Origin of the sequence: Arthrobacter sp. zg-Y40, assembly GCF_020731535.1 — a bacterium.
Taxonomy (GTDB): Bacteria; Actinomycetota; Actinomycetes; order Actinomycetales; family Micrococcaceae; genus Arthrobacter_B.
Genome location: NZ_JAJFZS010000001.1, coordinates 61,646 through 83,457, shown reverse-complemented (window position 1 = coordinate 83,457; position 21,812 = coordinate 61,646). Strand labels below are relative to the sequence as shown.

The following is a 21,812-nucleotide window of genomic DNA, read 5'->3' as shown; positions in this document are numbered from 1 at the left end:
CCATGGCGGACACTGCTGAACTCCAGGTTGAGATTGTCGCAGCCGACCACTTCGTGTGGTCCGGTGCGGCGAAGATGGTCAAGGCCCGCACCAGCGACGGCGAGATCGGGATCCTTCCCGGCCACTCGCCGGTGCTGGCCATCCTTGCTGAGGGTGGACTGGCCATTGAGCCGGTTTCCGGCTCCCGCATTGAGGTGAGCGTCGACGGTGGTTTCTTCTCCGTGGACAACAACCGCGTGGTCATTGTGGCCGACAATGCGAAGGTGACCAACGAAGCAACCGCCGGGATCCGCTGACCCCCACCAATGGACGGTTCTTACGTGTTCATTGCGCTGGCTGCCCTGTTCGGGCTGCTTGTCCTCGCAGTACTGCTTTTCTGGGTGCGCCGCAGTCAGCTGCGGCGCACCCTGGGGACTCTTGATGCCTCCATCTGCTTCCCGCCCGGCGGGTGGCGGATGGGGGTTTGCCGTTATACGGACACCCACTTGGAGTGGCTGCGGCTCGTATCACTGAGTCCGCGCCCGCCCTACCGTTTCCTGCGCAGTTCGCTGGAAATGGGCGGCTGGCGCGAACCCACCGAGGCCGAGCGCGCACGCATCCAGCCGGGCGCCGTAGTGGTACGGCTGAATTACGAGGGCAGCGCTGTCCTGGTGGCCATGAACTATGAGGCCTACACCGGACTGTCGTCCTGGATCGAAGCCGGCCCCGTAGTTGGCATCGGCACCTGGCGGTAGCACCGGCCGGCCAAAGCCCAAGCATCAAAGGCACAGGGATTCCCCTGTGCCTTTTGTGCTGTCCGGGCACTGTTGGCGGCCCGGACGGTGCGCCGGCTCCACCTAGAATGGAGTAATGGAAGACGTCATTGTTGTTACCGGTCCGTCCACCCTGCGCGGCGCCGTCACTGTTCCCGGCGCGAAGAACAGCGTCCTGAAATTGATGGCCGCAACCCTGCTCGCGCAGGGGCGGTCGGTCATCACCAACGTGCCCAACATCCAGGACGTCTGGATCATGGCCGAATTGCTGCGCCGGCTGGGCTGCACAGTGGACTACGACGTCGACGCCGCGTCCGTGGCGGTGGATGTGCCCCGGGAGTTGGGCCACCAGGCCGACTATGACCTGGTCCGTGCCATGCGGGCCTCCATTTCCGTACTTGGCCCGCTGGTGGCCCGGTGCCGGCGCGCCGAGGTGGCGTTGCCCGGCGGCGACGCCATCGGTTCCCGCGGACTGGACATGCACCGTTCCGGACTCGAGCTGATGGGCGCCTCGATCGGGATAGACCACGGCTACCTGGTGGCGTCGGTGCCGGAAGGCCTGCACGGCGCGGCTCACATCCTGGACTTCCCCAGCGTGGGTGCCACGGAAAACCTGATGATGGCAGCCACCCTGGCCCGCGGACGCACGGTGATCGACAACGCTGCGCGCGAACCGGAGATCAGTGACATTGCGCAGATGCTCAATGCGATGGGTGCCCGGATCACCGGCGTGGGTACCAACACGCTGGTCATCGAGGGCGTCGACGCACTGCATCCTGTGGTCCACCGCACCGTGCCGGACCGGATTGTTGCCGGAACGTGGGCGTTTGCGGCGGCGATCACCGGGGGCGAAATCGAAGTACGGTCCGCAGATGCATCGGCTCTGGCCGTGGTGCTGGACAAACTGGTCCAGGCCGGCTGCGAGGTCAGCACGGGGGAGGACTGGTTCTCCGTGAAGGGTCCGGCCACGCCGGAACCGATCAATGTATCGACCCTGCCTTATCCGGGTTTCCCCACCGATCTGCAACCGTTTGTGGTGGCCCTGAACGCGGTGTCAGCCGGTTCGGGAATGGTGACGGAGAATGTGTTTGAAGCGCGCTGGGGCTTTACGTCAGAATTGGCCCGGTTGGGGGCAGTGGTCCGGCTGGACGGCCACCACGCCCTTATCCAGGGCGTGCCGATGCTTTCCGCTGCGCCGGTTGTCGCCAATGACATTCGTGCCGGAGCTGCGCTGGTTATTGCCGGTCTTGCGGCAGACGGAACTACCGAGGTGCGCGGCGTGGAGCATATCGATCGCGGCTATGAGAACTTTATGGAAAACCTTCGCGGCCTGGGCGCCAATGTGGTGCGCCGCCGCGGATAAAGGACGAACCCTCGAAAACGTAAAAGCCCCCGGCAGCTGCCGGGGGCTTTTACGTTTGCTGCAAAACTGTTGTCCCGAAGGGAACGCGGTCCTTAGAGGGCGGTGACGCCGGTGGCCTGGGGGCCCTTGGCGCCCTGGCCGATTTCAAAGGAAACGCGCTGGTTCTCGTCGAGGGTCTTGAATCCGTTGGTCTGGATTTCGGAGTAGTGGACGAAGACGTCGCCGTCGGAGTCGTCCGGGGTGATGAAGCCGAAGCCCTTTTCGGCGTTAAACCATTTGACGGTACCCTGAGCCATTGTTTCTCCTCATAAATGGAACTTACCTGCACGCTTCGTGCCGGGTTATGTTACTGAAGCAAGAAAGCCCAAGTTCTTGCCGTTCAGCAGTTCCTTGAGGAGCTTCTCGCTCGCAACGGTCTTGCGAGCATGAAATACACCTACACAAAGACTTGGTAATAGAGTGGCATAACCTATTTCCGGGGTCAATGCCGGAAACGAAAAATTTTCAACTATTTTTCCCAGTTTTCAGAGTTTCCGGGGCGTCCAGCCAGGAGCCGAGCCGCAGCACCGCGTGCAGCTGAAGATCGGGTGTAAGCACCAGTGCGTCGGCGCGCAGTCCCCGGCGAAGTGCGCCAACCTCGTCCGCCAGCCGGAGCACGTCGGCAGGCACCTCGGCTGCGGCGCGCACGGCGTCGTGCAGCGGCACGCCCGCAGCCACGGTCCGCTGCAGGCACTGCAGCAGGGTGGCCGTGCCGCCGGCAATTGATCCACCCCCGGCCAGGCGGGCGGTACCGGCACGGACTTCCACGGCCAGGTTGCCCAGCCGGTAGCTGCCGTCCTGCAGACCGGTAGCTGCAATGGCATCACTGACCAGGGCTATGTTGTCGGCGCCTGCCAGCTCGAAGACGGTCCGCACCATGGCCGGGTCCATGTGCACGCCGTCGGCAATTACCTCGACCACGGCGTCGCCCTTCCGTGCGGCCCGCAGGCAGGCAGCGGCAGGCCCGGGGGAGCGGTGGTGGAGCGGCGGCATTCCGTTGAACAGGTGCGTCACGGTGGGCCGGGGCGCGTAACCGTCAAACCCGGCCTCATCCATCTCGTCACGGGCCCACGCAAGCGACGCCGCGGCGGTGGCGTCGTCGGCGTCGGTGTGGCCCAGGGAGGGGGTGACGCCCCGCAGGATGAGCCGGTCCACCAGGTCCTCGGCCCCTGGAAGCTCCGGAGCGTAGGTCATGGTCACCAGCTCACTGTCGGAAGCCTCTACCAGCGCATCCACGAAATCCGGATCGGGAGCGAGCAGGTACTCGGGGTCCTGCGCACCCCGGCGCACCGGCGAGAGGAAGGGCCCCTCGGCGTGGATGCCCGCAATGAGCCCCTCGCGGGCCAGGGCGCCCAGCCGCTCCGCGGCCGCCAGGAGGGACTGGCGGGATCCGGTGACCATGCTGGCCAGCAGGGAAGTGGTCCCCGAGGCGTGCAGGAAGGATACCGCCTGCCGGATCCCGTCGGGGCCGGCGGTGGCGAAGTCGGAGCCCAGGGCGCCGTGGCAGTGCAGGTCCACCAGGCCGGGAATGATCAGCGCACCAGGGGGGACCGCCACCGGGTCCGGCCACCCGGCGTCATCAAATCCGGACGCGGGTCCGGCATACACAATCCGGTCGCCCTCGAAGGCCAGCACGCCGTCGGAAACCGGCTCGTCGGGAGTGAGGACGGTGCCCCGGAGATAGCCGCGGGTTGCGGAAGGCGCAGTAGGAGTCATGCACCGATTCTAGGCATGCCCTGAGCCGGCGGGGCAGCAGCGCAACTGCAGGCTCAGAAAAGACGGGAGTCCCGGTCATCCACTCCGCGCATGGCATCGTAGTCCAGGGTCAGGCAGGAGATGCCCCGGTCTTCGGCCAGCACCCGGGCCTGCGGCTTGATCTGCTGGGCGGCGAAGATCCCCTTGACCGGAGCCAGCAGCGGATCCCGGTTGAGCAGTTCAAGGTAGCGGGTCAGCTGCTCGACGCCGTCGATGTCGCCGCGGCGCTTGAGCTCCACGGCCACCGTGGCACCGGAGGAATCGCGGGCCAGGATGTCCACGGGACCGATGGCCGTCATGTACTCGCGGCGGATGAGGGTGTAGCCCTCGCCCAGGCGGTTGATCTGTTCGGCCAGCAGCCGCTGCAGGTCCGCTTCCACGCCGTCCTTGATGAGTCCGGGGTCAACGCCCAGGTCATGGGAAACGTCGGAGAACCGCTCATGGATGCTGATCACCAGGCGGTCGTCGGTCTTGGCGCTCTGGACGTTCCATACTTCCGTGACACCGGCTTCGGCATCCGTAGCGTCCGGTTCCACGCTGCGCATGGTGGCCGGAGGGCTCATCCAGTTCAGCGGCTTGTAGGAGCCGCCGTCGGAATGGATCAGGACGGAACCGTCGGCCTTGACCATCAGGAGCCTTACGGCCAGGGGCAAATGGGCACGGAGGCGGCCGACGTAGTCAACGGAGCAGCGGGCTATTACTAAACGCACAGTTGCACTTTACCGGCTCATCTGCGGCAAAATGACTTACATGCCCCGTTCCAACCGTCCCCGCCGCGCGCCCGCCGCCGGCAGCCCCGCCGGCAGGAATGCCCGGCGCAAGTGGGCCGCTGCGGCCCCGGACATGGATCTGGAGCGTACCCGCGCCGGAATTCCGCACCATGAGAGCGGCCCCGACGGAGAATGGTCCGTGCGGCAGATCACCGCCAAGAACGCTGCCAAGGACTACCGGTGCCCCGGCTGCGGGCAGGTCATTCCGCCCGGAACTCCGCACCTGGTGGTCTGGCAGGAGGACTCGCTGCTGGGCCGGCAGGCGGCAGTGGAGGGCCGCCGGCACTGGCACAGCCACTGCTGGCGGATCCGCCGCCGATACTAGTGGTGGTCCTGGCGGGCGATAAAGACTTCCTTGAGCAGCAGCAGGATCGCCGCCGCAGTGGGAATGGCGATGAGTGCGCCGAGGACGCCCAGCAGGGTGCCGCCGGCGATCACCGCGATGACGGCCACCGCCCCGGGCACCGCCACGGCGCGCTGCATCACCCGCGGCGAAACAAAATACGCTTCGAACTGCAGGTAGGCCATGTACAGGATGGCGAACACGACTGCCGTCTGCCACCCCACGGTCAGTGCCACCAGTGACACCAGGACCAGCGCGATGGGCGGACCCACCAGCGGGATGAAGGCCAGCAGCGCCACCAGGAACGCGAGCAGCACCGAGAACGGTACCCCGGTAATCGTCATCACAATGAACGCGTAGGTGGCGTCGAGGAGGGCTACGAATCCCTGGCCAATCACGTAGTTGCCCACGCTGCCGGTGATTTCCTCGGACAGGGCTTCCACCCGCCGGCGGCGGCTGCGCGGGGCGAGCCGGTAGGCCCACTTCTTCATGGAGGGCAGGGAGGCCAGGAAATACAGGGTCAGGACCAGGATGATCAACGCGCCGAACAGGCCGTTGGCAATCACGGTGCCAACGCTGAGGACCCCGCCGAACACCCCGCCCACGGCATCACCGTTCGAGAAGAACTTCGTGACCTCCTCGTCGATCCGGTCACGGACCTTGAACTGCCGGTCAATGTTAATGAAGAAGTCCGAGGCCAGGAAGTTATCGACGTAGCCCGGCGCCTTGGAAATAATTTCCGAGGTCTGGCTGACGATTGTGGGAATCAGTGTTGCGAAGAAGGCGGCGACGACGCCGGCCAGCACCAGCACCGTGATGGCGATGCCTGCGGGACGGGGGATGCGCCGGGCCGCGAGCCAGCGGACCACCGGGTCCAGCCCCAGGGCAATGAAGAGCGCGGCCCCGATCCACACCAGCAACTCGCCCACGTTGGTGATGACGAAGTACAGCAGCAGGGCCAGCCCCACGCCCACGGTGAGCATAAAGCCGAAGTAAATGGGATGGGTACGCAGGCTGTGGACGTCGGGTTCGGCATGCTCGGCACCGCTGATGCTCAGGCGTTCATCCGGCAGCCGGACCTCTGGATCCACTACGACTTCGGGCGTTTCCTCCGGCGGAAACTCGAAGCGCCGCCGGGGCCGGGCGCCCGGCACTCCGTGGCGCAGGCTGTACCGCACCCGGTCCGATGCCGTGGAGAGGAACCCGGGCATCCGCGTCCGCCCCGCTGCCCCGCGGGTACCGCCGGTCTCCGCTGAATCGGGGTTTGCCGTGCGGGGTCCCTTCGCAGCCGGTCCGGGGAGCGGTGCGTGGACAGGCACGTCCTCGTTCTCGCTCATTTGCGTACGCTCTCCCTCTGCTGTTTTTGCCTCTTGGTACGTTGCGAAACCCTATCAGCCGTGGCCCTTTGCGGTCCGTTCCTCCCGCATCCTCGGCGGCATCCCCGCACCCGGACAGCAGCGGGCGCCGGCGGCGCGAATGGGAGGTGGAACGGGATTTCGTTACCATTGGGTTATAAAGTGCCAGGACAACTAATAAACCGCCGCGCCGGGGCCGCCGTATATGAGGCCCCGCTCCCGCCTGCCCGGGGCAGGGATGCGGCCGCCCAGAGATGTCGTTGACTGAAGATAGGTAAGTTGTGCGAAACAAATTTGCAGTTCCGCTGATCGTCCTTGGGGTGTTGCTGATGCTCGTAGGCATTGGGCAGCGCACCATTTGGGCGCCCCCGGAGACCGAATCGGCGTCCGCTGCCGTCAGCGACGCCAAAGCACCGGTGACCGTCCTCGACGCGGAACTGCTGGCCGGCTATCCGGACGGCGTGGAAATCACGGTCCGCCAGGATGCCCCCTTCACCTTGGCGGTTGGCCGGGCCAACGACGTCGAAGCGTGGGTAGGCGAAGCCGCCGCCAACCGGCTGGAAGCCGCAGACGGCGACGAGCTGGCCGCAGCCTCCGAACAGGGCGAGGCGAAGACCCCGAATCCTGCCGGTTCCGACCTCTGGGTAGTAGAGGAAGCAGGGGAGGGCGAGCTGTCCTATGACTGGAAGGCGCCGGCTGAGGGCGACTGGGAGATCCTGCTGGCCACCGACGGCACCGCTGCTGCTCCCGGCGACGTGACGCTGACCTGGGACAGTGACGCCAGCCGGCCGCTTGCCGTTCCGCTGATTGTGCTCGGTGCACTGCTGGCGGTCCTCGGCCTTGCCCTGGGCTTCCTGCGCAGCGGTGACACCCCGCGCCGCGGCGGCCGCCGCAGCGCCGGCCCGGACAACCGTTCTGTTCCCGCCGAAAAGTCACCCAGCTCCACCTCTGCTTTCACCGCCCATGCCCCCGCACGCCGTCGTCCGGCCATGGCGGCAGCTGCCGCCGCAGCGCTGGTACTTGTGGCCACCCCCGCCCCCGCGTTGGCGGAAGAGGGTTCAGCAGGCTCCCGCCCGGTTGTGCTGGATTCGCAGCTGGAACGCATCCTTGCCGACGTCGCCGGCACCGTTGAGGCCGGCGATGCGGCGAAGGACGCGAACGCACTGGCACCCCGCGTCGGCGGCTCCGCCTATGCCCTGCGCGAGGCGAACTATGCGGTGGCTGCGAAGGCTGCCGATCACGAAGCTCCGGTTCCGGTGGCTGCGCAGACTCTGCGGACCCAGTCAGTTGCCGCCACCGACAGCTGGCCCCGGACCATCGTCGCCGTCACCCAGGGCGAGGCCAACCCTGTGCCGCAGGCCCTCCTGCTGGTCCAGGCCTCGGCACGCGAGAACTACAAGCTTGTATCAGCCGTCCAGATGCTTCCGGCGAGCACGTTCCCGCAGCCCCCTGCCGCTGGAACCGGCGCTGACCAGATTCCGGCCGATTCCGCCAACGGTCTCCTGATGAGCCCGCAGCAGGCCGTGGCCGCCCTCGCCGATTCGCTGACCAACCCCCAGGGCGACAACAAGGCAACATTCGCCGGAAACCGGTTCACCGAGGACGTGGTGAAGTTCCAGGAACAGGTCAAGACCGACCCCAAGAACGAGTTCGCCACGAACACGTTTACGCACACTGCCGAGCCCTCGGCTACGCACGCGCTGCGCACGGCCGACGGCGGGGCCATCGTTTTCGGCTACCTCGCCAACACGTTCTCCAGCACCCCCAAGGAAGCCGGCGACTCGATCAACTTGGAAGGGACCGTGTACCAGTCGCTCACCGGCCAGGCCAACACCGATGCAGGCATTGACGTGCGCCACGGTGAAGCGGTGATGGTCTACGTTCCTGCCGCCGGGAGCAACAGCCAGGCGCAGGTGGTGGGTGCCGCCCAGCAGCTGTTGGGCGCAACCCTGAAGTAGCTGCGAAGGCGGCGGAGCGCAAGGGATCCGGGGCAAGCCCCACGCCGCCGGCAGGGATGCGGGCACGGGCTTGCCGGTGACGGGGCGCGGCGTAATAAGGTGAAGAAATGAGCACACCGAACCACCGCCCGTCGCCGGCGGCCCCCTCACCTGTGAACCTGCGGGGTGCAGTCGACCTCTCCGCCCTCAAGGCCCGTTCCGCCGCCCCGCCCGCTGCGGCAGCCGCCGCCCCTGCCTCCGGCCCGGCAGCTGGAGCCGCGCCCGCTTCCTCACCCTTTGTTGTGGAGGTTTCGGAGCAGACCTTCCCGCAGGTGGTGCAGCTTTCCGCTGATGTGCCGGTGGTCATCGACCTGTATTCGCATACCAGCGCCGAGTCGCAGAATGTTTCAGCGGTCCTGGCCGCCGTCGCCGTCGAGCAGAACGGCAGGATGCTGCTTGCCCGCGTTGACGTTGACGCCTATCCGCAGATTGCCCAGGCCTTCCAGGCTATTGCGGTTCCCACCGTCGCAGCCGTGCTCAAGGGCCAGCCGGTGCCCCTGTTCGACCGGGCCCTGCCCGAAGAACAGATCCGCGCCGTTGTTGCTGAACTGATGCAGGTTGCCGCTACCAACGGCGTCAACGGCGCCCTGGACGGGGCTGCCCCTGAAACGCCGGCCGAAGAGGCCCCGCTGCCTCCGCTGCACCAGGAAGCCTTCGACGCCATCAATGCCGAGGACTATGACGCCGCCGCGGCCGCCTACCGCAAGGCGCTGGCAGAGCAGCCTGCCGACGCAGAAGCCAAGGCCGGCCTGGCACAAGTGGAGCTGATGGCCCGCCTGCGCGGGGTGGACGCCGACGGGATCCGCCGTGCAGGTGCAGAGGAGCCCGACAATGTGCAGGCCCAGCTGGCCGTGGCGGACCTGGACATTGCCGGCGGGCACGTTGAGGACGCCTTCCGGCGCATCACCGGCCTAATCGGGCGGGTGCGCGGCGAGGACCGGGAGACAGCCCGGCTGCGGCTGCTGGACCTCTTCGAAGTAGTGGGTGTATCCGATCCGCGGGTCACTAAGGCCCGTTCCGCCCTCGCCCGGGCACTGTTCTAGGAAGGGCGCTTTTTCCGTGGATACACCATCGCTTTTTGACCCGATCACCCTGCGCGGTTTGGAGCTGGCCCACCGCGGCTGGGTCGCCGCCATGTGCCAGTACTCAGCTGACGCCGTGAATCCCGCGGACCCCGCCAACGCGCCGGGTGTGCCCAATGACTGGCACCTGATGCACCTGGGTTCCTTTGCCGCCGGCGGTGCAGCCCTGATTATTACCGAAGCTGCTGCCGTCAGTCCGGAGGGCCGGATCAGTCCGCAGGATGCCGGTATATGGAATGACGAGCAGGCTGCAGGCTGGCGCCGCATCACCGACTTCGTGCACCGGCACGGTGCCGTGGACGCACGCATCGGCATCCAACTGGCCCACGCCGGCCGGAAGGCCTCCACCTATGCTCCCTTTGCGGCCGGGCACGGCAGCGTTCCCCTCGGGGACGGCGGCTGGCAGACGGTGGGTCCCACAGCGGACCCGTTCGGCACCTACGCCGCGCCCGTCGAACTGGACGAGGCCGGCATCCGCCGCGTCATCTCCGATTTCGCCGACGCAGCGGTACGCGCGGTGGACGCCGGCTTCGACACCATCGAAATCCACGGTGCACACGGCTACCTCCTGCACCAGTTCCTCAGCCCGCTGGTCAACACACGCACCGATGCATGGGGCGGCAGTGAAGACGGACGCAACCGGCTGACCCTGGCGGTCATTGACGCGGTGCGGGCGGTCATCCCCGAGTCCATGCCCCTGCTGCTGCGAATCTCTGCCACGGACTGGATGCCCGGGGGAGTGGACTCTGAATCTTCGGTGGTCCTGTCCCGGCAGGCCCGGGAACACGGAGTGGACCTCATCGACGTGTCCACCGGCGGAGCGGTTCCGGGTGCCGTTATTCCCGTAGGACCGAACTACCAGGTGGAATACGCGGAGGCTGTCCGCCGCGGAGCGTCCGTTCCCACGGCCGCCGTCGGGCTTATTGACACCGGCGCGCAGGCCGAGCAGGTGCTGCAGGCAGGCTCGGCGGATGCCGTCCTGATTGCCCGGGCCGCCCTGCGCGACCCGCATTGGTGGATGCGAGCCGCGGCCGAGCTGGACGCGAAGCTGCCCTGGGTGCCCCAGTATGAGCGGGCCGCCCGGCCCGGCGGCTTCTAGGGCACGCCGCCCGCCCGGTGCATCCAGATCAGCCGGCGCAGGTAGTCCCCGGGAGGGAGCCTCCCCCGGGGACACGGGCGTGAATCTGGTCCTTTGTGCGGAGCACTCCGGCCCGTCCCGGCGTTAATCTGGTCCCATGACCCAAACACCAGGACCGGCCCCCGCCCTGGCGGTGCGCGGCCTCGCGAAAAGATTCGGCGGCAAGGTGGCCGTGAACGGGATCAGCCTGGACGTGCCCGCCGGTTCGTTCTACGGACTGGTGGGCCCCAACGGCGCCGGCAAAACCACCATGCTGTCCCTGGCCACCGGGCTCCTCCGCCCGGACCAGGGCACTGCGGCGGTGCACGGCACCGATGTATGGGCCCACCCCCTGGAAGCCAAGCGGCTGATGGGCATCCTGCCGGACGGCGTGCGGCTCTTTGACCGGCTGACCGGCGAGCAGCTGGTGGCCTACGCCGGCCTGCTGCGCGGCATGGACCGGGACACGGTGGCTTCGCGCACCAAGGACCTGCTGGCCGCGATGGACCTCACCGCGGATGCAGGCAAGCTGGTGGTGGACTACTCCGCGGGCATGACCAAAAAGGTGGCGCTTGCTTCCGCGCTTATCCACGCACCGCGGCTGTTGGTCCTGGACGAGCCTTTCGAGGCGGTGGATCCGGTCTCCGCCGCCAACATCCGCGACATCCTGTCCGGTTACGTTTCCTCCGGCGGAACCGTAATTGTGTCCAGCCATGTGATGGACCTGGTCCAGCGGATGTGCGACCACGTTGCGGTGGTAGCCAACGGAAACCTGCTGGCGGCGGGCACCGTGGATGAAGTACGCGGCGGCACCAGCCTGGAAGAACGTTTTGTTTCCCTCGTGGGAGGCCGTACACACTCGGAGGGGCTGGAATGGTTGCGCACCTTCTGAGGCTGAAGCTGCTGCTGCTGCGCAACTCGCTGCGCCGCAGCCCGTGGCAGCTGGTGGGGATCATCCTCGGCGCCCTTTACGCCCTGGGGCTGCTGGCCTTCCTGCTGGCCGCACTGTTCGTGGTCGGCGCGGACCCGGCACTGGCGCGCACCGCCGTCGTGCTCGCCGGTTCCGCCGCCATCCTTGGCTGGGCGCTCATTCCGGTCGTTTTTTCCGGGCTGGATCTGACCCTGGATCCGGCCCGCTTTACCACGTACGCCGTTCCCATGCGGCAGCTGCTGGCGGGGCTGGCCGTGGGCGGGCTCATCGGCATCCCCGGCGCCGCCACGGCGTTGGCGGTACTGGCACAGGCATTGGGCTGGTACCGTTCACCGGCCGCCCTGGCCGCAGCACTGGTGATGGCCGCGGCGGCGTTGTTCACCTGCCTGGTTGCAGCGCGCGTCACGGTTTCTGCAGCGGTGTCCCTGACCGGTTCGCGTCGGTTCCGCGAAGCGAGCACGATGCTCCTGATCATCCCGCTGGTCCTGCTGGGCCCCATCATTTCCGCCGTAGGGGAGGGCATTGCCTCCAGCGGGGACTTCCTTATCCGGCTGGCGTCCGGCCTGTCCTGGACACCGCTCGGAGCCGTGTGGTCCGTGCCCGGCGACGTGGCCCTGGGCAACTACGGCGCCGCGGCCGCCAAGGCCCTCATCGCTATAGCCTTCCTGGCGGCGCTGGTAGTGGCCTGGAAGCTGCTGCTGCAGCGCGCCCTGGTCAACCCGCCGCAGGCCGCAGCGGCCCGGGGCAAAGCCGGCGGGCTGGGATTGTTCGCCCGGTTCCCGGGCACGCCGTCCGGCGCTGTTGCCGCCCGGGCCATGATCTACTGGCTGCGCGACCCGCGGTACAGCGCCTCGCTGCTGGTTGTGCCGCTGCTCGCCGTGGTCCTGGTCTTCGGATCCAACAGCTACGAGGGCAACGGCACCTGGCTGGTGACCTTGCTGCTTGCTCCGCTGATCGGGTTCCTGCTGGGCTTTTCGCTCCACGCCGACGTCGCGTACGACAACACCGCCTTTGCCCTGCACCTGTCCACCGGCGTGAGCGGCCGGGCGGACCGGGCAGGCCGCGCCCTTGCCTGCGCCGTGTTTGCCGTGCCGGCGGTTCTCCTGGCGGCGGTGCTGCCCGGGTTCCTGACCGGCTGGCCGGAGCTGGTGCTGCCGTCCCTGGGCGTGGGGCTGGGCGCGCTGCTGGCGGGCTTGGGCGTGTCCAGCGTCGTTTCTGCGCGGTACACCTACAACGTGCCGCTGCCGGGTGAAAACGCCTTCAAGACACCGCCGGGGTCCACCGGCCGGTCCCTGCTGGTCCAGGGCGTCTTCAGCATGGTCCTGTTCGCCCTGCTGCTGCCGGTGCTGGCACCGGCGGTTGCCGCGGTGGTTACCGGCAGTACGCTCTGGGGTGTTGTGACACTTGCCGCAGGGCTGGTGCTGGGCGGCGGGCTGCTGGTTGCCGGGATCCGTGTAGGTGGCCGCTGGGTGGACGCGCGGGGTCCGGAACTACTGCAGCAGGTCTCCGTCAACAAGTAGGTGCCGGGTACTAAGATGGTGTCCATGAGCCTGCCCCCAGATCCTTTCGAGAACGATCCCCGCCGCCTGGATGACAACGGGACTTCCACGGCCACCATCGAGCGCGAAGAACTGCGTGAAGAGCTGGAGCCCGGTGACAGCGAACGCTTTGCCCACTACGTGCGCAAGGAAAAAATCATGGAGTCCGCGCTGTCCGGCGAGCCGGTTATTGCCCTGTGCGGCAAGGTCTGGACCCCGGGCCGGGATCCGCAGAAGTTCCCGGTGTGCCCCACCTGCAAGGAAATCTATGAGGGCCTGCGCCCCGAGGGCGACAATCCCAAGGGCAAAAAGTAATACGTCCGTCCGGCCGTCTTGACCGCCCGTTTCCCAGCCTTCTTCTGCTGAAGGCAGTTAGTCCTGATGCCTGCATGACCTATGTGTTGACGCCTGCCCCTGCCGGCAGGTGCTTTGAGCTGTCCCCGTCCGGCGCCCGTACGGCAACAACCAATCGAGAAACTGGAAAGGTTGCGTTCCCAGCGTGAGTTCCGAAACGCTTTTCGGCGCCGGCGCCTCCCTGCCGCCCGCCTATCCTGAACGTGCCGCCTGGGGTACCGCCCCGAAGCTGCGCCAGTGGCAGGCCGAAGCGCTGGAGAAGTACTTTGCTTCCAATGCCAGCGACTTCCTGGCCGTGGCCACCCCCGGCGCCGGTAAAACCACCTTCGCGCTGCGGGTGGCCAACGAACTTGTGGAACGCGGCATCGTTAACCGGATTACCGTCGTCGCGCCCACCGATCACCTGAAGCGGCAGTGGGCCGACGCCGCCGCCAAGGTTGGCCTGGCCATCGACCCGAACTTCAAGAACGCCGACGGCCGGCACGGCCACGGGTTCATCGGTGTGGCCGTCACCTACGCCCAGGTGGCGTCCAAGCCCATGCTGCACCGCGCCAAGACGGAAGCGGCCCGCACCCTGGTGATCCTGGATGAGGTCCACCACGGCGGAGACGCACTGTCCTGGGGCGACGGCATCCGCGAGGCCTTCGAACCGGCGGCCAAGCGGCTGTCCCTCACCGGTACGCCGTTCCGTTCGGACACTGCCGCCATTCCGTTCGTGGAGTACGTCGAAGACCGGGACGGGATCCGCCGGTCCAAGGCGGACTACACCTACGGCTACGGCCAGGCGCTCAAGGACCATGTGGTCCGGCCGGTGATGTTCATGGCCTACTCCGGCCAGATGCGCTGGCGCACCAGCGCCGGAGACGAGATGGCGGCGTCGCTGGGCGAGGCTGCCGTCACCAAGGACATTACGGCCCAGGCCTGGCGCACGGCATTGAACCCCACCGGAGAATGGATTCCGGCCGTGCTCGCCGCGGCTGACCGGCGCCTCACCGAGGTCCGCCGGTCCGTGCCCGACGCCGGCGGCCTGGTGATTGCCACGGACCACGACGACGCGCGGGCCTACGCCGGCTGGCTGAAGAAGATCATGGGGGAGTCTCCCACGGTCATCCTCTCCGACGATGCCAAGGCCTCGGAGAAGATCGAAGAGTTCTCCGCCGGTACGCAGCGATGGATGGTGGCGGTGCGGATGGTGTCCGAAGGCGTGGACGTGCCGCGCCTCGCCGTCGGGGTGTATGCCACCTCCACGGCCACGCCGCTGTTCTTTGCGCAGGCCGTGGGCCGCTTTGTGCGTGCCCGCAAGCGCGGGGAGACTGCCTCGGTGTTCCTGCCCTCGGTGCCGAACCTGATGGCGCTGGCCAACCAGATGGAAGTGGAACGCGACCACGCCCTGGACCGGCCGGACAACCATCTGGAAGAGGAAGGCTTCGGGCTGGAGGACAGCCTGATGGAGGCCGCGAACCGGGAGGAGAAGGCGTCCGGTGAGCTGACCAAGCAGAAGTTCGAGGCGCTGGAGTCCCAGGCGTCGTTTGACCGGGTGCTTTTCGACGGCGGCGAGTTCGGCACCGGCGGGGCGCTGGGCAGCGAGGAGGAACAGGACTTCCTCGGGATTCCCGGATTGCTGGATGCAGACCAGATGAGCACGCTGCTGCGCCAGCGCCAGCATGAGCAGCTCTCGCGCAGGGGCCGCCGTTCCGGGGCGGCTGAGGCGCCGCCGGCGGAAGCCCCGGAGGTGGTGGACCACCGCCGGCTCACCGAACTGCGGGGAGAACTGGCCAAGAACGTTTCCGCCTGGTCCGCCCGTTCCGGCATGCCCCACGGGGTGGTGCACAGCGAGCTGCGCCGGATCTGCGGCGGACCGCCCGTGGCCCAGGCCAACGAGGAGCAGCTGAACAAGCGGTTGAAGAAGCTGCAGGACTGGTTCATCGGGCGCAAGTAGCGCCGTGTACGCGTGGAAGGGCCGGACGCATATGCGTCCGGCCCTTCCCCGTGTGTGTGCTGCTAGAGGTCGATGATCTCGACGCCGGCGTCTTCCAGTTCCGCCCAGGCGGCCATGGTGGATTCCCGGTTGATGCCGCGGGAAAGTTCCGGAATGACGGCGGTGGTGTAGCCGGCGGCCACTGCGTCCATGGCAGTGGCACGCACGCAGTAGTCGGCAGCCAGGCCCAGGACCACCACCTCGTCAACATCGTTGTCGCGCAGCCAGTCATCCAGGCTCAGCGTCTCTTCGCCGCTGTCCGGTTCCGCTTCGGGATCACCCAGGGGAACCTCGACGTCCGGGGCCAGTACGCCCTCGAATCCGGAGTAGGCCGCCTCGTACTGGCCCTTGCGGAAGAAGGCGTCAACGAGCTCGGTGTCCAGGTCAGGGTGCGGCTGGGCCCCGGGTGTGCCGGCTACGCAGTGCCGCGGCCAGGAATTGACCATGTCCGGCGTCTCGGAGAAGTGCGCTCCGGGATCGATGTGCCAGTCCTGTGTGGCGGCCACCAGGTCGTAGCGGCCAGCCGACGTTTCCACGTAATCGGTGATTTCACCGGCAAGGTCGGCTCCGCCGGAGACGGCCAGCGAGCCGCCTTCGCAGAAGTCGTTTTGTACATCGACAATGATCAGGGCACGCGCCATGCTTACTCCTCGTATTCGGTGGGGATTGCCGGTTCGCCGCGCTGCAGGCGGTTTACCGAGGTGGGCAGTTCGGCCAGTGATTCTGCGTGCCGCCGGGCTGCACGCGTGACGGCCTCGGGCCCGGTCCAGCCGGGCAGGATCTCTCCATCGGCGACGAACTGGTGCAGCAGCGGACGGTCGTTGCCGTCGTCGGCCGGGGCGTGGCCGATTCCCACCACCTCGGCGGTTGCCGTGCCGTGTTCGTTCAGCCGGCGCATGGCGTACTTGCGCCCACCGCGCGAAGCCTTGTTCTTGGCCGCCTTGGCCACGGAAACAAACACATGGTCATCACCCTCGCGGCTGACCAGTTTGTAGACCATGCCGGCGGTGGGCGCGCCGGAGCCGGTGACCAGGGAGGTCCCGACGCCGTAGGTGTCCACCGGCGCCGAGGCCAGGGCCGCGATGGCGTACTCGTCCAGGTCGGAGGTGACCATGATGCGGGTGCCGGTGTTGCCCAGGTCATCGAGCAGGTCCCGCACCCAGCGGGCCTGCGCCACCAGGTCCCCGGAATCAAGGCGGACGCCGCCCAGCGCCGGTCCGGCCACTTCCACCGCGTTGCGGACGCCCTGTTCGACGTCGTACGTGTCCACCAGCAGCGAGGTACCCATGCCCAGGGCGGCGGTCTGTGCCGTGAAGGCTTCCTTCTCGGAGTCGTGCAGCAGGGTGAAGGAGTGCGCGGCCGTGCCTACGGTCTTGAGTCCGTAGCGCAGGCCTGCTTCCAGGTTCGATGTGCTGTTGAAGCCGGCAATCACCGCGGCACGGGCTGCGGCCACGGCTGCTTCCTCGTGGGTACGGCGCGAGCCCATTTCAATGCAGGGGCGGCCGTCTGCGGCCGAGGTCATGCGGGAGGCGGCAGAGGCGATGGCACTGTCATGGTTGAGCATGGACAGCAGCATGGTTTCCAGGATGCATGCTTCCCCGAAGGTGGACTCGACAATAAGCAGGGGCGACTGCGGGAAATACGCTTCGCCCTCGGCGTACCCGTAGATGTTGCCCGAGAAACGGAAATCCGCCAGCCAGGCGAGGGTGCGCTCGTCCACCACGTTGGTGCGGGCCAGGAAATCCAGCTGCGGTGCATCGAACCGGAAGTTTTCCAGGGCTTCCAGGATGCGGCCGGTTCCGGCAGCAACACCGTAGCGGCGGCCGTCGGGCAGGCGCCGGGCGAAAACCTCGAAGACGGAGCGGCGGGAGGCCGTGCCCGAATGCAGGGCGGCCTGGAGCATGGTCAGCTCGTAATGATCCGTATACAGGGCGGAGTTTGGGGAATGCCAAGCGGCGGGACTGTTCACAGGCAAAACTCTAACCCGCTTATCCCGATTGGGGAGAAGACGCCGCCGCGGCAGTTCGGCACTGAATCCTCACTACAATTGAAGCCATGGCTACCAGCACTGCACCCGGCACGGACACCCTGATACGTGAGGAGACCGAATCCCTTACCGCCGTGGACGTCCCTTGGGTGGTGATCGTGTGGAATGACCCGGTGAACCTCATGAGCTATGTCAGTTACGTTTTTCAGAGCTACTTCAACTACTCGGAGGCCAAGGCGCACCGGCTCATGATGGAGGTGCACCAGGCCGGAAAGTCGGTGGTGGCCACCGGCTCCCGGGAGGCCGCTGAACGCGACACACTGGCGATGCACTCCTACGGGCTGTGGGCCACCTTCCAGAAGGCGGATGCAGCTTAGCCGGCTCCCGGGCCCTTAAACAGGCACCGGTACTTCAACAGCTGCTGAAGAAACGCACAACAGAACGGATATCGTGGCAACCGGATTCAAGCTCACCCGCAAGGGCATCACCGCCAACCTGGAACCGGGGGAGCGGGACCTGCTGCGCAAGCTCTTCGCCGATGTGCAGTCCCTGCTGGAACCGGACACCGCAGCGGACGCAGATCCCCTTGCGGCAATGGTGGGGATCGATCCGTCCGCCGTTGCCCCGGAGGACCCGGCGCTGCTGCGGCTGCTGCCTAACGGCACCGAGGCGGAAGACGACGCCCTGGAGTTCCGCCGGTTCACCGAACGCAGCCTGCGCGAATCGAAGCAGGCGGCCCTGCGCGCAGCTGCCCTGCAGCTGGAAACCGGCCCGCTGCGGCTGGACGCGGAGCAGGCCCGGCTCTTTGCCCGCGCCCTGAACGACGTCCGGCTGGTCCTGGGCGATCGTCTGGGCCTGGCCGACGATGAGGACGCTGAACGGCTGCACGACATAACGGACCCGTCCAAGGCACAGGACGTGGACGGCTACCTGGCCCTGGTGTACAACTTCGTCACATGGCTGCAGGAAACATTGATGCAGGCGCTCCTCGACACCCTGAACTGACGCTGAACTGGCGCTTCACCGGCCCGCAATACCGGCTTGGGCTGTGAGCAACGGCACGCAGCGGTGAATGTGCGGGCGCCGCGGGGAGGACTATTGTCGTTACATTATGAGTTCGAACCGGGTCGATCCGTCCGCTGCAGCACAACCGTCTGGGAAGTCAGAGGGGAAGTCGGACGCACCCATCGGCATTTTCGACTCCGGGGTGGGCGGCCTGACCGTGGCACGCGCCGTCCTGGACCAGCTGCCCAACGAAGCCATCATGTACGTGGGGGACACCGCCAAGGGACCGTACGGGCCGTTGCCCATTGCCGAAGTGCGGGCCAACGCGCTGGGCGTGATGGACGAGCTGGTGGACTCCGGCGTCAAGCTCCTGGTCATTGCCTGTAACACTGCCTCCGCCGCCGTCCTGCGTGACGCCCGCGAACGCTACACCCGCCGGTACGGCATCCCGGTCATAGAGGTCATCCAGCCGGCCGTCCGCCGCGCCGTCGCGGCCACCCGCACCGGACGGATCGGCGTCATCGGCACCGCCGCCACCGTGGGCTCGCGGGCCTACGACGATACTTTCGCTGCCGCGCCGCACCTGACGGTCTCCTCCGTGGCCTGCCCCGCTTTCGTCGAGTTCGTGGAGGCCGGCATTACCTCCGGCCCGGACGTGCTCGCCACCGCCGAGGAATACCTCGCTCCGCTGCGGGCGAAGGACGTGGACACCCTCGTCCTCGGCTGCACCCACTATCCGCTGCTCACCGGCGTGATTTCCTACGTAATGGGCGACGGCGTGTCCCTGGTGTCCAGCGCCGAGGAAACTGCCAAGGACGTCTACCGGGCACTGATTTCCCACGGCATCGAACGCCGTTCGCAGACACCCCCGCAGCACACCTTCGTCGCAACCGGGGATTCGGCTTCCTTCGAGCTGCTGGCCCGGCGTTTCCTTGGCCCCGAGGTCCTCAGCGTCCAGCACGTTGACCACGTGGCAGCGCATTACCCCACCGGCAGCATGGCGCGGGTCACTCCGCAGATGATTGCCGCAGCACGGGCAGACGCCCCCGAACACATGGCGGCGCAGAGCGGCGCCTCCTGGAACGGCACCGCATGAAACTGACCATTGTGGGCTGCAGCGGCTCCTTTCCCGGCCCCGCCTCGCCGGCGTCGTGCTACCTCGTGACCGCCAACGACGGCGTGCGCGACTGGCGGATCCTGCTGGACCTGGGCAACGGGTCCCTGGGAGCCCTGCAGCGCTACATGGACCTGCGGGACATTGATGCCGTCCTGCTGACCCACCTGCACCCCGACCACTGCATGGACCTGTGCGGGCTGCACGTGGCGGTGCACTGGGATCCCTCGGGCTGGAACCGGGACCGGATCAAGGTGTGGGGACCGGCGGCTACCGCAGACCGGATGGCTACCGCCTACGGCCTGGAGCTGGATCCGGGGATGCACGAGGACTTCGAGTTCAGCAACTGGACACCGGGCGGCACCGTGGAGATCGGGCCCTTCAGCATCACCCCGTATCCGGTCCGGCACCCCGCCGAAGAAGCCTACGCGCTGCGGGTCGAGGCCCGCAGCTTGGACGCCGACGGCGTATCCACCCTGCGGACCCTGGCTTATTCCGGGGACACTGACTCCTGCCCGGGGCTGGAAGCAGCTGCCCGGGACGCCGACGTCTTCCTCTGCGAAGCTGCCTTCCACGAGGGCCGCGACGACGCGATCGAGGGTGTGCACCTGACCGGGCGCCGTGCCGGGGCTGCGGCCACTGCCGCCAATGCGCGCCGACTGCTGCTCACGCACCTGCCGGTTTGGAATGACGCCAGCCTCAGCGTGGCCGAGGCCCGCGGCTCCTACACAGGTGACCTTGCGGTGGCCGTGGCCGGAGTGTCTTACGACGTTGGCAGCCCGTTCGCGGAGCCGTTGGCGGTGCAGAAGGCGCGCAGCGTCTAGCCGCAGTGCCGGCGATAGACTGAAGCCATGACTACCGCCTCCACTCCCGTCCCGTCCGCCAGCCTCGTGCGCGCGGACGGACGTACCCCGGACCAGCTGCGCAGCATCACCATCACCCGCGGCTGGTCGAAGCAGGCCGAAGGCTCGGCCCTGATCGAGTTCGGCAACACCCGCGTGCTGTGCACCGCCTCACTCACGCCCGGCGTGCCGCGCTGGCTCAAGGGCGAAGGCAAGGGCTGGGTCACCGCCGAGTACGCCATGCTTCCCCGCGCCACCAACACCCGCAATGACCGCGAGTCGGTGAAGGGCAAACTGGGCGGCCGCACCCACGAGATTTCCCGGCTGATCGGGCGCTCCCTGCGTTCCATCATCGACACCAAGGCGCTGGGCGAGAACACGATCGTGCTGGACTGCGACGTCCTGCAGGCCGACGGCGGCACCCGTACCGCAGCCATCACCGGGGCCTATGTGGCGCTCGCCGACGCAGTGGCCTGGGCCAAGGAAAACAAGCTCATAGCCCGCAACGCGTCCCCGCTGCTGGACACCGTTGCCGCCATCAGCGTGGGCATCATCGACGGCGTGCCCATGCTGGACCTGCCCTATGTCGAAGACGTGCGGGCGGAAACCGACATGAACGTTGTGGTCACCGGCTCGGGCAAGTTCGTGGAGGTGCAGGGAACCGCCGAGGGCGCTCCCTTCGACCGCGCCGAACTGGACGCGCTGCTGGACCTGGCGCTGCAGGGCACCGCCGAACTGGCCGCCATCCAGCGGCAGACCCTGGGCACGGCATAAATGGCACAGGCGCGCCTGGTCCTGGCCACCCGCAATCCGGGCAAGCTGCGTGAACTGCGTGAACTGCTGCGCGGGCAGGTGCCCGGGCTCGACGTCGACACGCAGGTGATCGACGCCGCGGCCGCCGGGGTTCCCGATGTACCCGAGACAGGCGTGACGTTCGAAGAGAACGCACTGCTCAAGGCCCATGCAGTTGCCGCCGCCACGGGCCTGCCCGCGGTGGCGGACGATTCCGGCCTGTCCGTGGACGTCCTGGGCGGAGCGCCGGGCATCTTCTCCGCTCGCTGGTCCGGCCGGCACGGCGACGACGCCGCGAACCTGGACCTGCTGCTGGCCCAGTTGGGGGACATTTCCGCCGAGCACCGCGGGGCCGCCTTTGTGTGCGCCGCGGCGCTGGCCGGCCCGGACGGCTCGGAAACCGTGGAGCGGGGCGAACTGCGCGGAACCCTGCTCACCGAGCGCCGGGGGGACGGCGGTTTTGGCTACGATCCCATCCTGGTCCCAGCCGGTTCCGAGCGCAGCTGCGCGGAACTGAGCAGCGCGGAAAAGAACGCCATCAGCCACCGCGGCCAGGCCTTCCGTGCCTTGCTTCCGGCATTGGTCCGCACACTGGCTGCGGAGGGCTAGCCCGTCTCCGAATCCCGGGGCCACGGTGTGTGATGTGTCCCAAACACGCCGGGGAGGGGTCCCGGGATTCTGTCCGGCGAAGGGGGCTG

General features: G+C 67.4%; 23 protein-coding genes. 17 read left to right on the top strand and 6 right to left on the bottom strand.

Features of this window, described 5'->3' with window-relative positions:
* Nucleotides 1-2 precede the first annotated feature (2 nt).
* From LJ754_RS00375 to murA, 3 genes are all read left to right on the top strand, one after another.
* A complete protein-coding gene (locus tag LJ754_RS00375; protein WP_227913853.1) occupies nt 3-296 on the top strand; it encodes a F0F1 ATP synthase subunit epsilon in 294 nt (97 codons plus the stop codon).
* A 9-nt stretch (nt 297-305) separates the two neighbouring features.
* Entirely contained in the window at nt 306-734 is a 429-nt protein-coding gene (locus LJ754_RS00370) for a DUF2550 domain-containing protein (protein ID WP_227913854.1), read from the top strand.
* Between the two features lie 115 nt (nt 735-849).
* Nucleotides 850-2,115 carry a UDP-N-acetylglucosamine 1-carboxyvinyltransferase gene (murA, locus tag LJ754_RS00365; RefSeq protein ID WP_227913855.1) on the top strand — a complete coding sequence of 422 codons (1,266 nt, stop codon included), beginning with the start codon at nt 850-852 and terminating at the stop codon, nt 2,113-2,115.
* 92 nt (nt 2,116-2,207) lie between these two features.
* On the opposite strand, the gene LJ754_RS00360 is transcribed toward murA, so the two are convergent.
* From LJ754_RS00360 to nucS, 3 genes are all read right to left on the bottom strand, one after another.
* A complete protein-coding gene (locus LJ754_RS00360; protein ID WP_146361532.1) occupies nt 2,208-2,411 on the bottom strand; it encodes a cold-shock protein in 204 nt (67 codons plus the stop codon).
* A gap of 208 nt (nt 2,412-2,619) precedes the next feature.
* Nucleotides 2,620-3,870, bottom strand: coding sequence for an N-acetylglucosamine-6-phosphate deacetylase (locus LJ754_RS00355; protein ID WP_227924898.1), 1,251 nt, complete (start codon nt 3,868-3,870; stop codon nt 2,620-2,622).
* Nucleotides 3,871-3,923: 53 nt separating this feature from the next.
* A complete protein-coding gene (nucS, locus tag LJ754_RS00350) occupies nt 3,924-4,619 on the bottom strand; it encodes an endonuclease NucS (RefSeq protein WP_227924897.1) in 696 nt (231 codons plus the stop codon).
* A gap of 40 nt (nt 4,620-4,659) precedes the next feature.
* Here nucS and LJ754_RS00345 point away from each other — a divergent pair, with 40 nt between their 5' ends.
* Nucleotides 4,660-5,004 (top strand): hypothetical protein, encoded by a 345-nt coding sequence (locus tag LJ754_RS00345; protein ID WP_227913858.1) that lies wholly within the window; start codon nt 4,660-4,662, stop codon nt 5,002-5,004.
* Here the strand turns inward: LJ754_RS00345 and LJ754_RS00340 are convergent.
* Nucleotides 5,001-6,359 carry an AI-2E family transporter gene (locus LJ754_RS00340; RefSeq protein WP_442860293.1) on the bottom strand — a complete coding sequence of 453 codons (1,359 nt, stop codon included), beginning with the start codon at nt 6,357-6,359 and terminating at the stop codon, nt 5,001-5,003. The genes LJ754_RS00345 and LJ754_RS00340 overlap by 4 nt on opposite strands.
* Nucleotides 6,360-6,658: 299 nt before the next feature.
* Here LJ754_RS00340 and LJ754_RS00335 point away from each other — a divergent pair, with 299 nt between their 5' ends.
* From LJ754_RS00335 to LJ754_RS00305, 7 genes are all read left to right on the top strand, one after another.
* The gene (locus LJ754_RS00335) at nt 6,659-8,335 is read left to right on the top strand and encodes a hypothetical protein (RefSeq protein ID WP_227924896.1); all 1,677 of its coding nucleotides are present in this window, start codon (nt 6,659-6,661) and stop codon (nt 8,333-8,335) included.
* A 107-nt stretch (nt 8,336-8,442) separates the two neighbouring features.
* Complete coding sequence (locus LJ754_RS00330; RefSeq protein WP_227924895.1) at nt 8,443-9,417, top strand: co-chaperone YbbN; 975 nt, start codon at nt 8,443-8,445, stop codon at nt 9,415-9,417.
* A gap of 16 nt (nt 9,418-9,433) precedes the next feature.
* A complete protein-coding gene (locus LJ754_RS00325; protein WP_227924894.1) occupies nt 9,434-10,555 on the top strand; it encodes an NADH:flavin oxidoreductase/NADH oxidase in 1,122 nt (373 codons plus the stop codon).
* A gap of 136 nt (nt 10,556-10,691) precedes the next feature.
* Nucleotides 10,692-11,465, top strand: a complete 774-nt coding sequence (locus tag LJ754_RS00320; protein WP_227913862.1) for an ABC transporter ATP-binding protein — start codon at nt 10,692-10,694, stop codon at nt 11,463-11,465.
* The gene (locus tag LJ754_RS00315; RefSeq protein ID WP_227924893.1) at nt 11,447-13,024 is read left to right on the top strand and encodes a transporter; all 1,578 of its coding nucleotides are present in this window, start codon (nt 11,447-11,449) and stop codon (nt 13,022-13,024) included. Before LJ754_RS00320 ends, LJ754_RS00315 begins: the two co-directional genes overlap by 19 nt.
* Before the next feature lie 24 nt (nt 13,025-13,048).
* Complete coding sequence (locus tag LJ754_RS00310) at nt 13,049-13,357, top strand: DUF3039 domain-containing protein (RefSeq protein ID WP_227918249.1); 309 nt, start codon at nt 13,049-13,051, stop codon at nt 13,355-13,357.
* Nucleotides 13,358-13,541: 184 nt separating this feature from the next.
* On the top strand, nt 13,542-15,335 hold the full coding sequence (locus tag LJ754_RS00305) for a DEAD/DEAH box helicase (protein WP_227924892.1): 1,794 nt from the start codon (nt 13,542-13,544) through the stop codon (nt 15,333-15,335).
* Between the two features lie 62 nt (nt 15,336-15,397).
* Here the strand turns inward: LJ754_RS00305 and LJ754_RS00300 are convergent, their stop codons facing one another.
* Nucleotides 15,398-16,015, bottom strand: a complete 618-nt coding sequence (locus LJ754_RS00300; RefSeq protein ID WP_227924891.1) for an isochorismatase family protein — start codon at nt 16,013-16,015, stop codon at nt 15,398-15,400.
* Nucleotides 16,016-16,017: 2 nt separating this feature from the next.
* Nucleotides 16,018-17,343: a nicotinate phosphoribosyltransferase gene (locus LJ754_RS00295; protein WP_227924890.1), complete on the bottom strand. Its 1,326-nt coding sequence runs from the start codon at nt 17,341-17,343 to the stop codon at nt 16,018-16,020.
* Nucleotides 17,344-17,429: 86 nt separating this feature from the next.
* Between LJ754_RS00295 and clpS the strand changes: the two genes are divergently transcribed.
* The 6 genes from clpS (at nt 17,430) to rdgB (ending at nt 21,723) form a co-directional block, all read left to right on the top strand.
* Nucleotides 17,430-17,738 carry an ATP-dependent Clp protease adapter ClpS gene (gene clpS / locus LJ754_RS00290; protein ID WP_227913867.1) on the top strand — a complete coding sequence of 103 codons (309 nt, stop codon included), beginning with the start codon at nt 17,430-17,432 and terminating at the stop codon, nt 17,736-17,738.
* Nucleotides 17,739-17,811: 73 nt separating this feature from the next.
* A complete protein-coding gene (locus tag LJ754_RS00285) occupies nt 17,812-18,366 on the top strand; it encodes a DUF2017 domain-containing protein (protein WP_227913868.1) in 555 nt (184 codons plus the stop codon).
* A 106-nt stretch (nt 18,367-18,472) separates the two neighbouring features.
* Nucleotides 18,473-19,462: a glutamate racemase gene (murI, locus tag LJ754_RS00280; protein ID WP_227924889.1), complete on the top strand. Its 990-nt coding sequence runs from the start codon at nt 18,473-18,475 to the stop codon at nt 19,460-19,462.
* Nucleotides 19,459-20,304, top strand: coding sequence for an MBL fold metallo-hydrolase (locus tag LJ754_RS00275; protein ID WP_227913870.1), 846 nt, complete (start codon nt 19,459-19,461; stop codon nt 20,302-20,304). The genes murI and LJ754_RS00275 overlap by 4 nt, the downstream gene beginning before the upstream one ends.
* A gap of 27 nt (nt 20,305-20,331) precedes the next feature.
* A complete protein-coding gene (gene rph, locus LJ754_RS00270) occupies nt 20,332-21,096 on the top strand; it encodes a ribonuclease PH (protein WP_231700913.1) in 765 nt (254 codons plus the stop codon).
* Nucleotides 21,097-21,723 (top strand): RdgB/HAM1 family non-canonical purine NTP pyrophosphatase, encoded by a 627-nt coding sequence (gene rdgB, locus LJ754_RS00265; protein ID WP_227924888.1) that lies wholly within the window; start codon nt 21,097-21,099, stop codon nt 21,721-21,723. It begins immediately after the preceding gene.
* Nucleotides 21,724-21,812 lie beyond the last annotated feature (89 nt).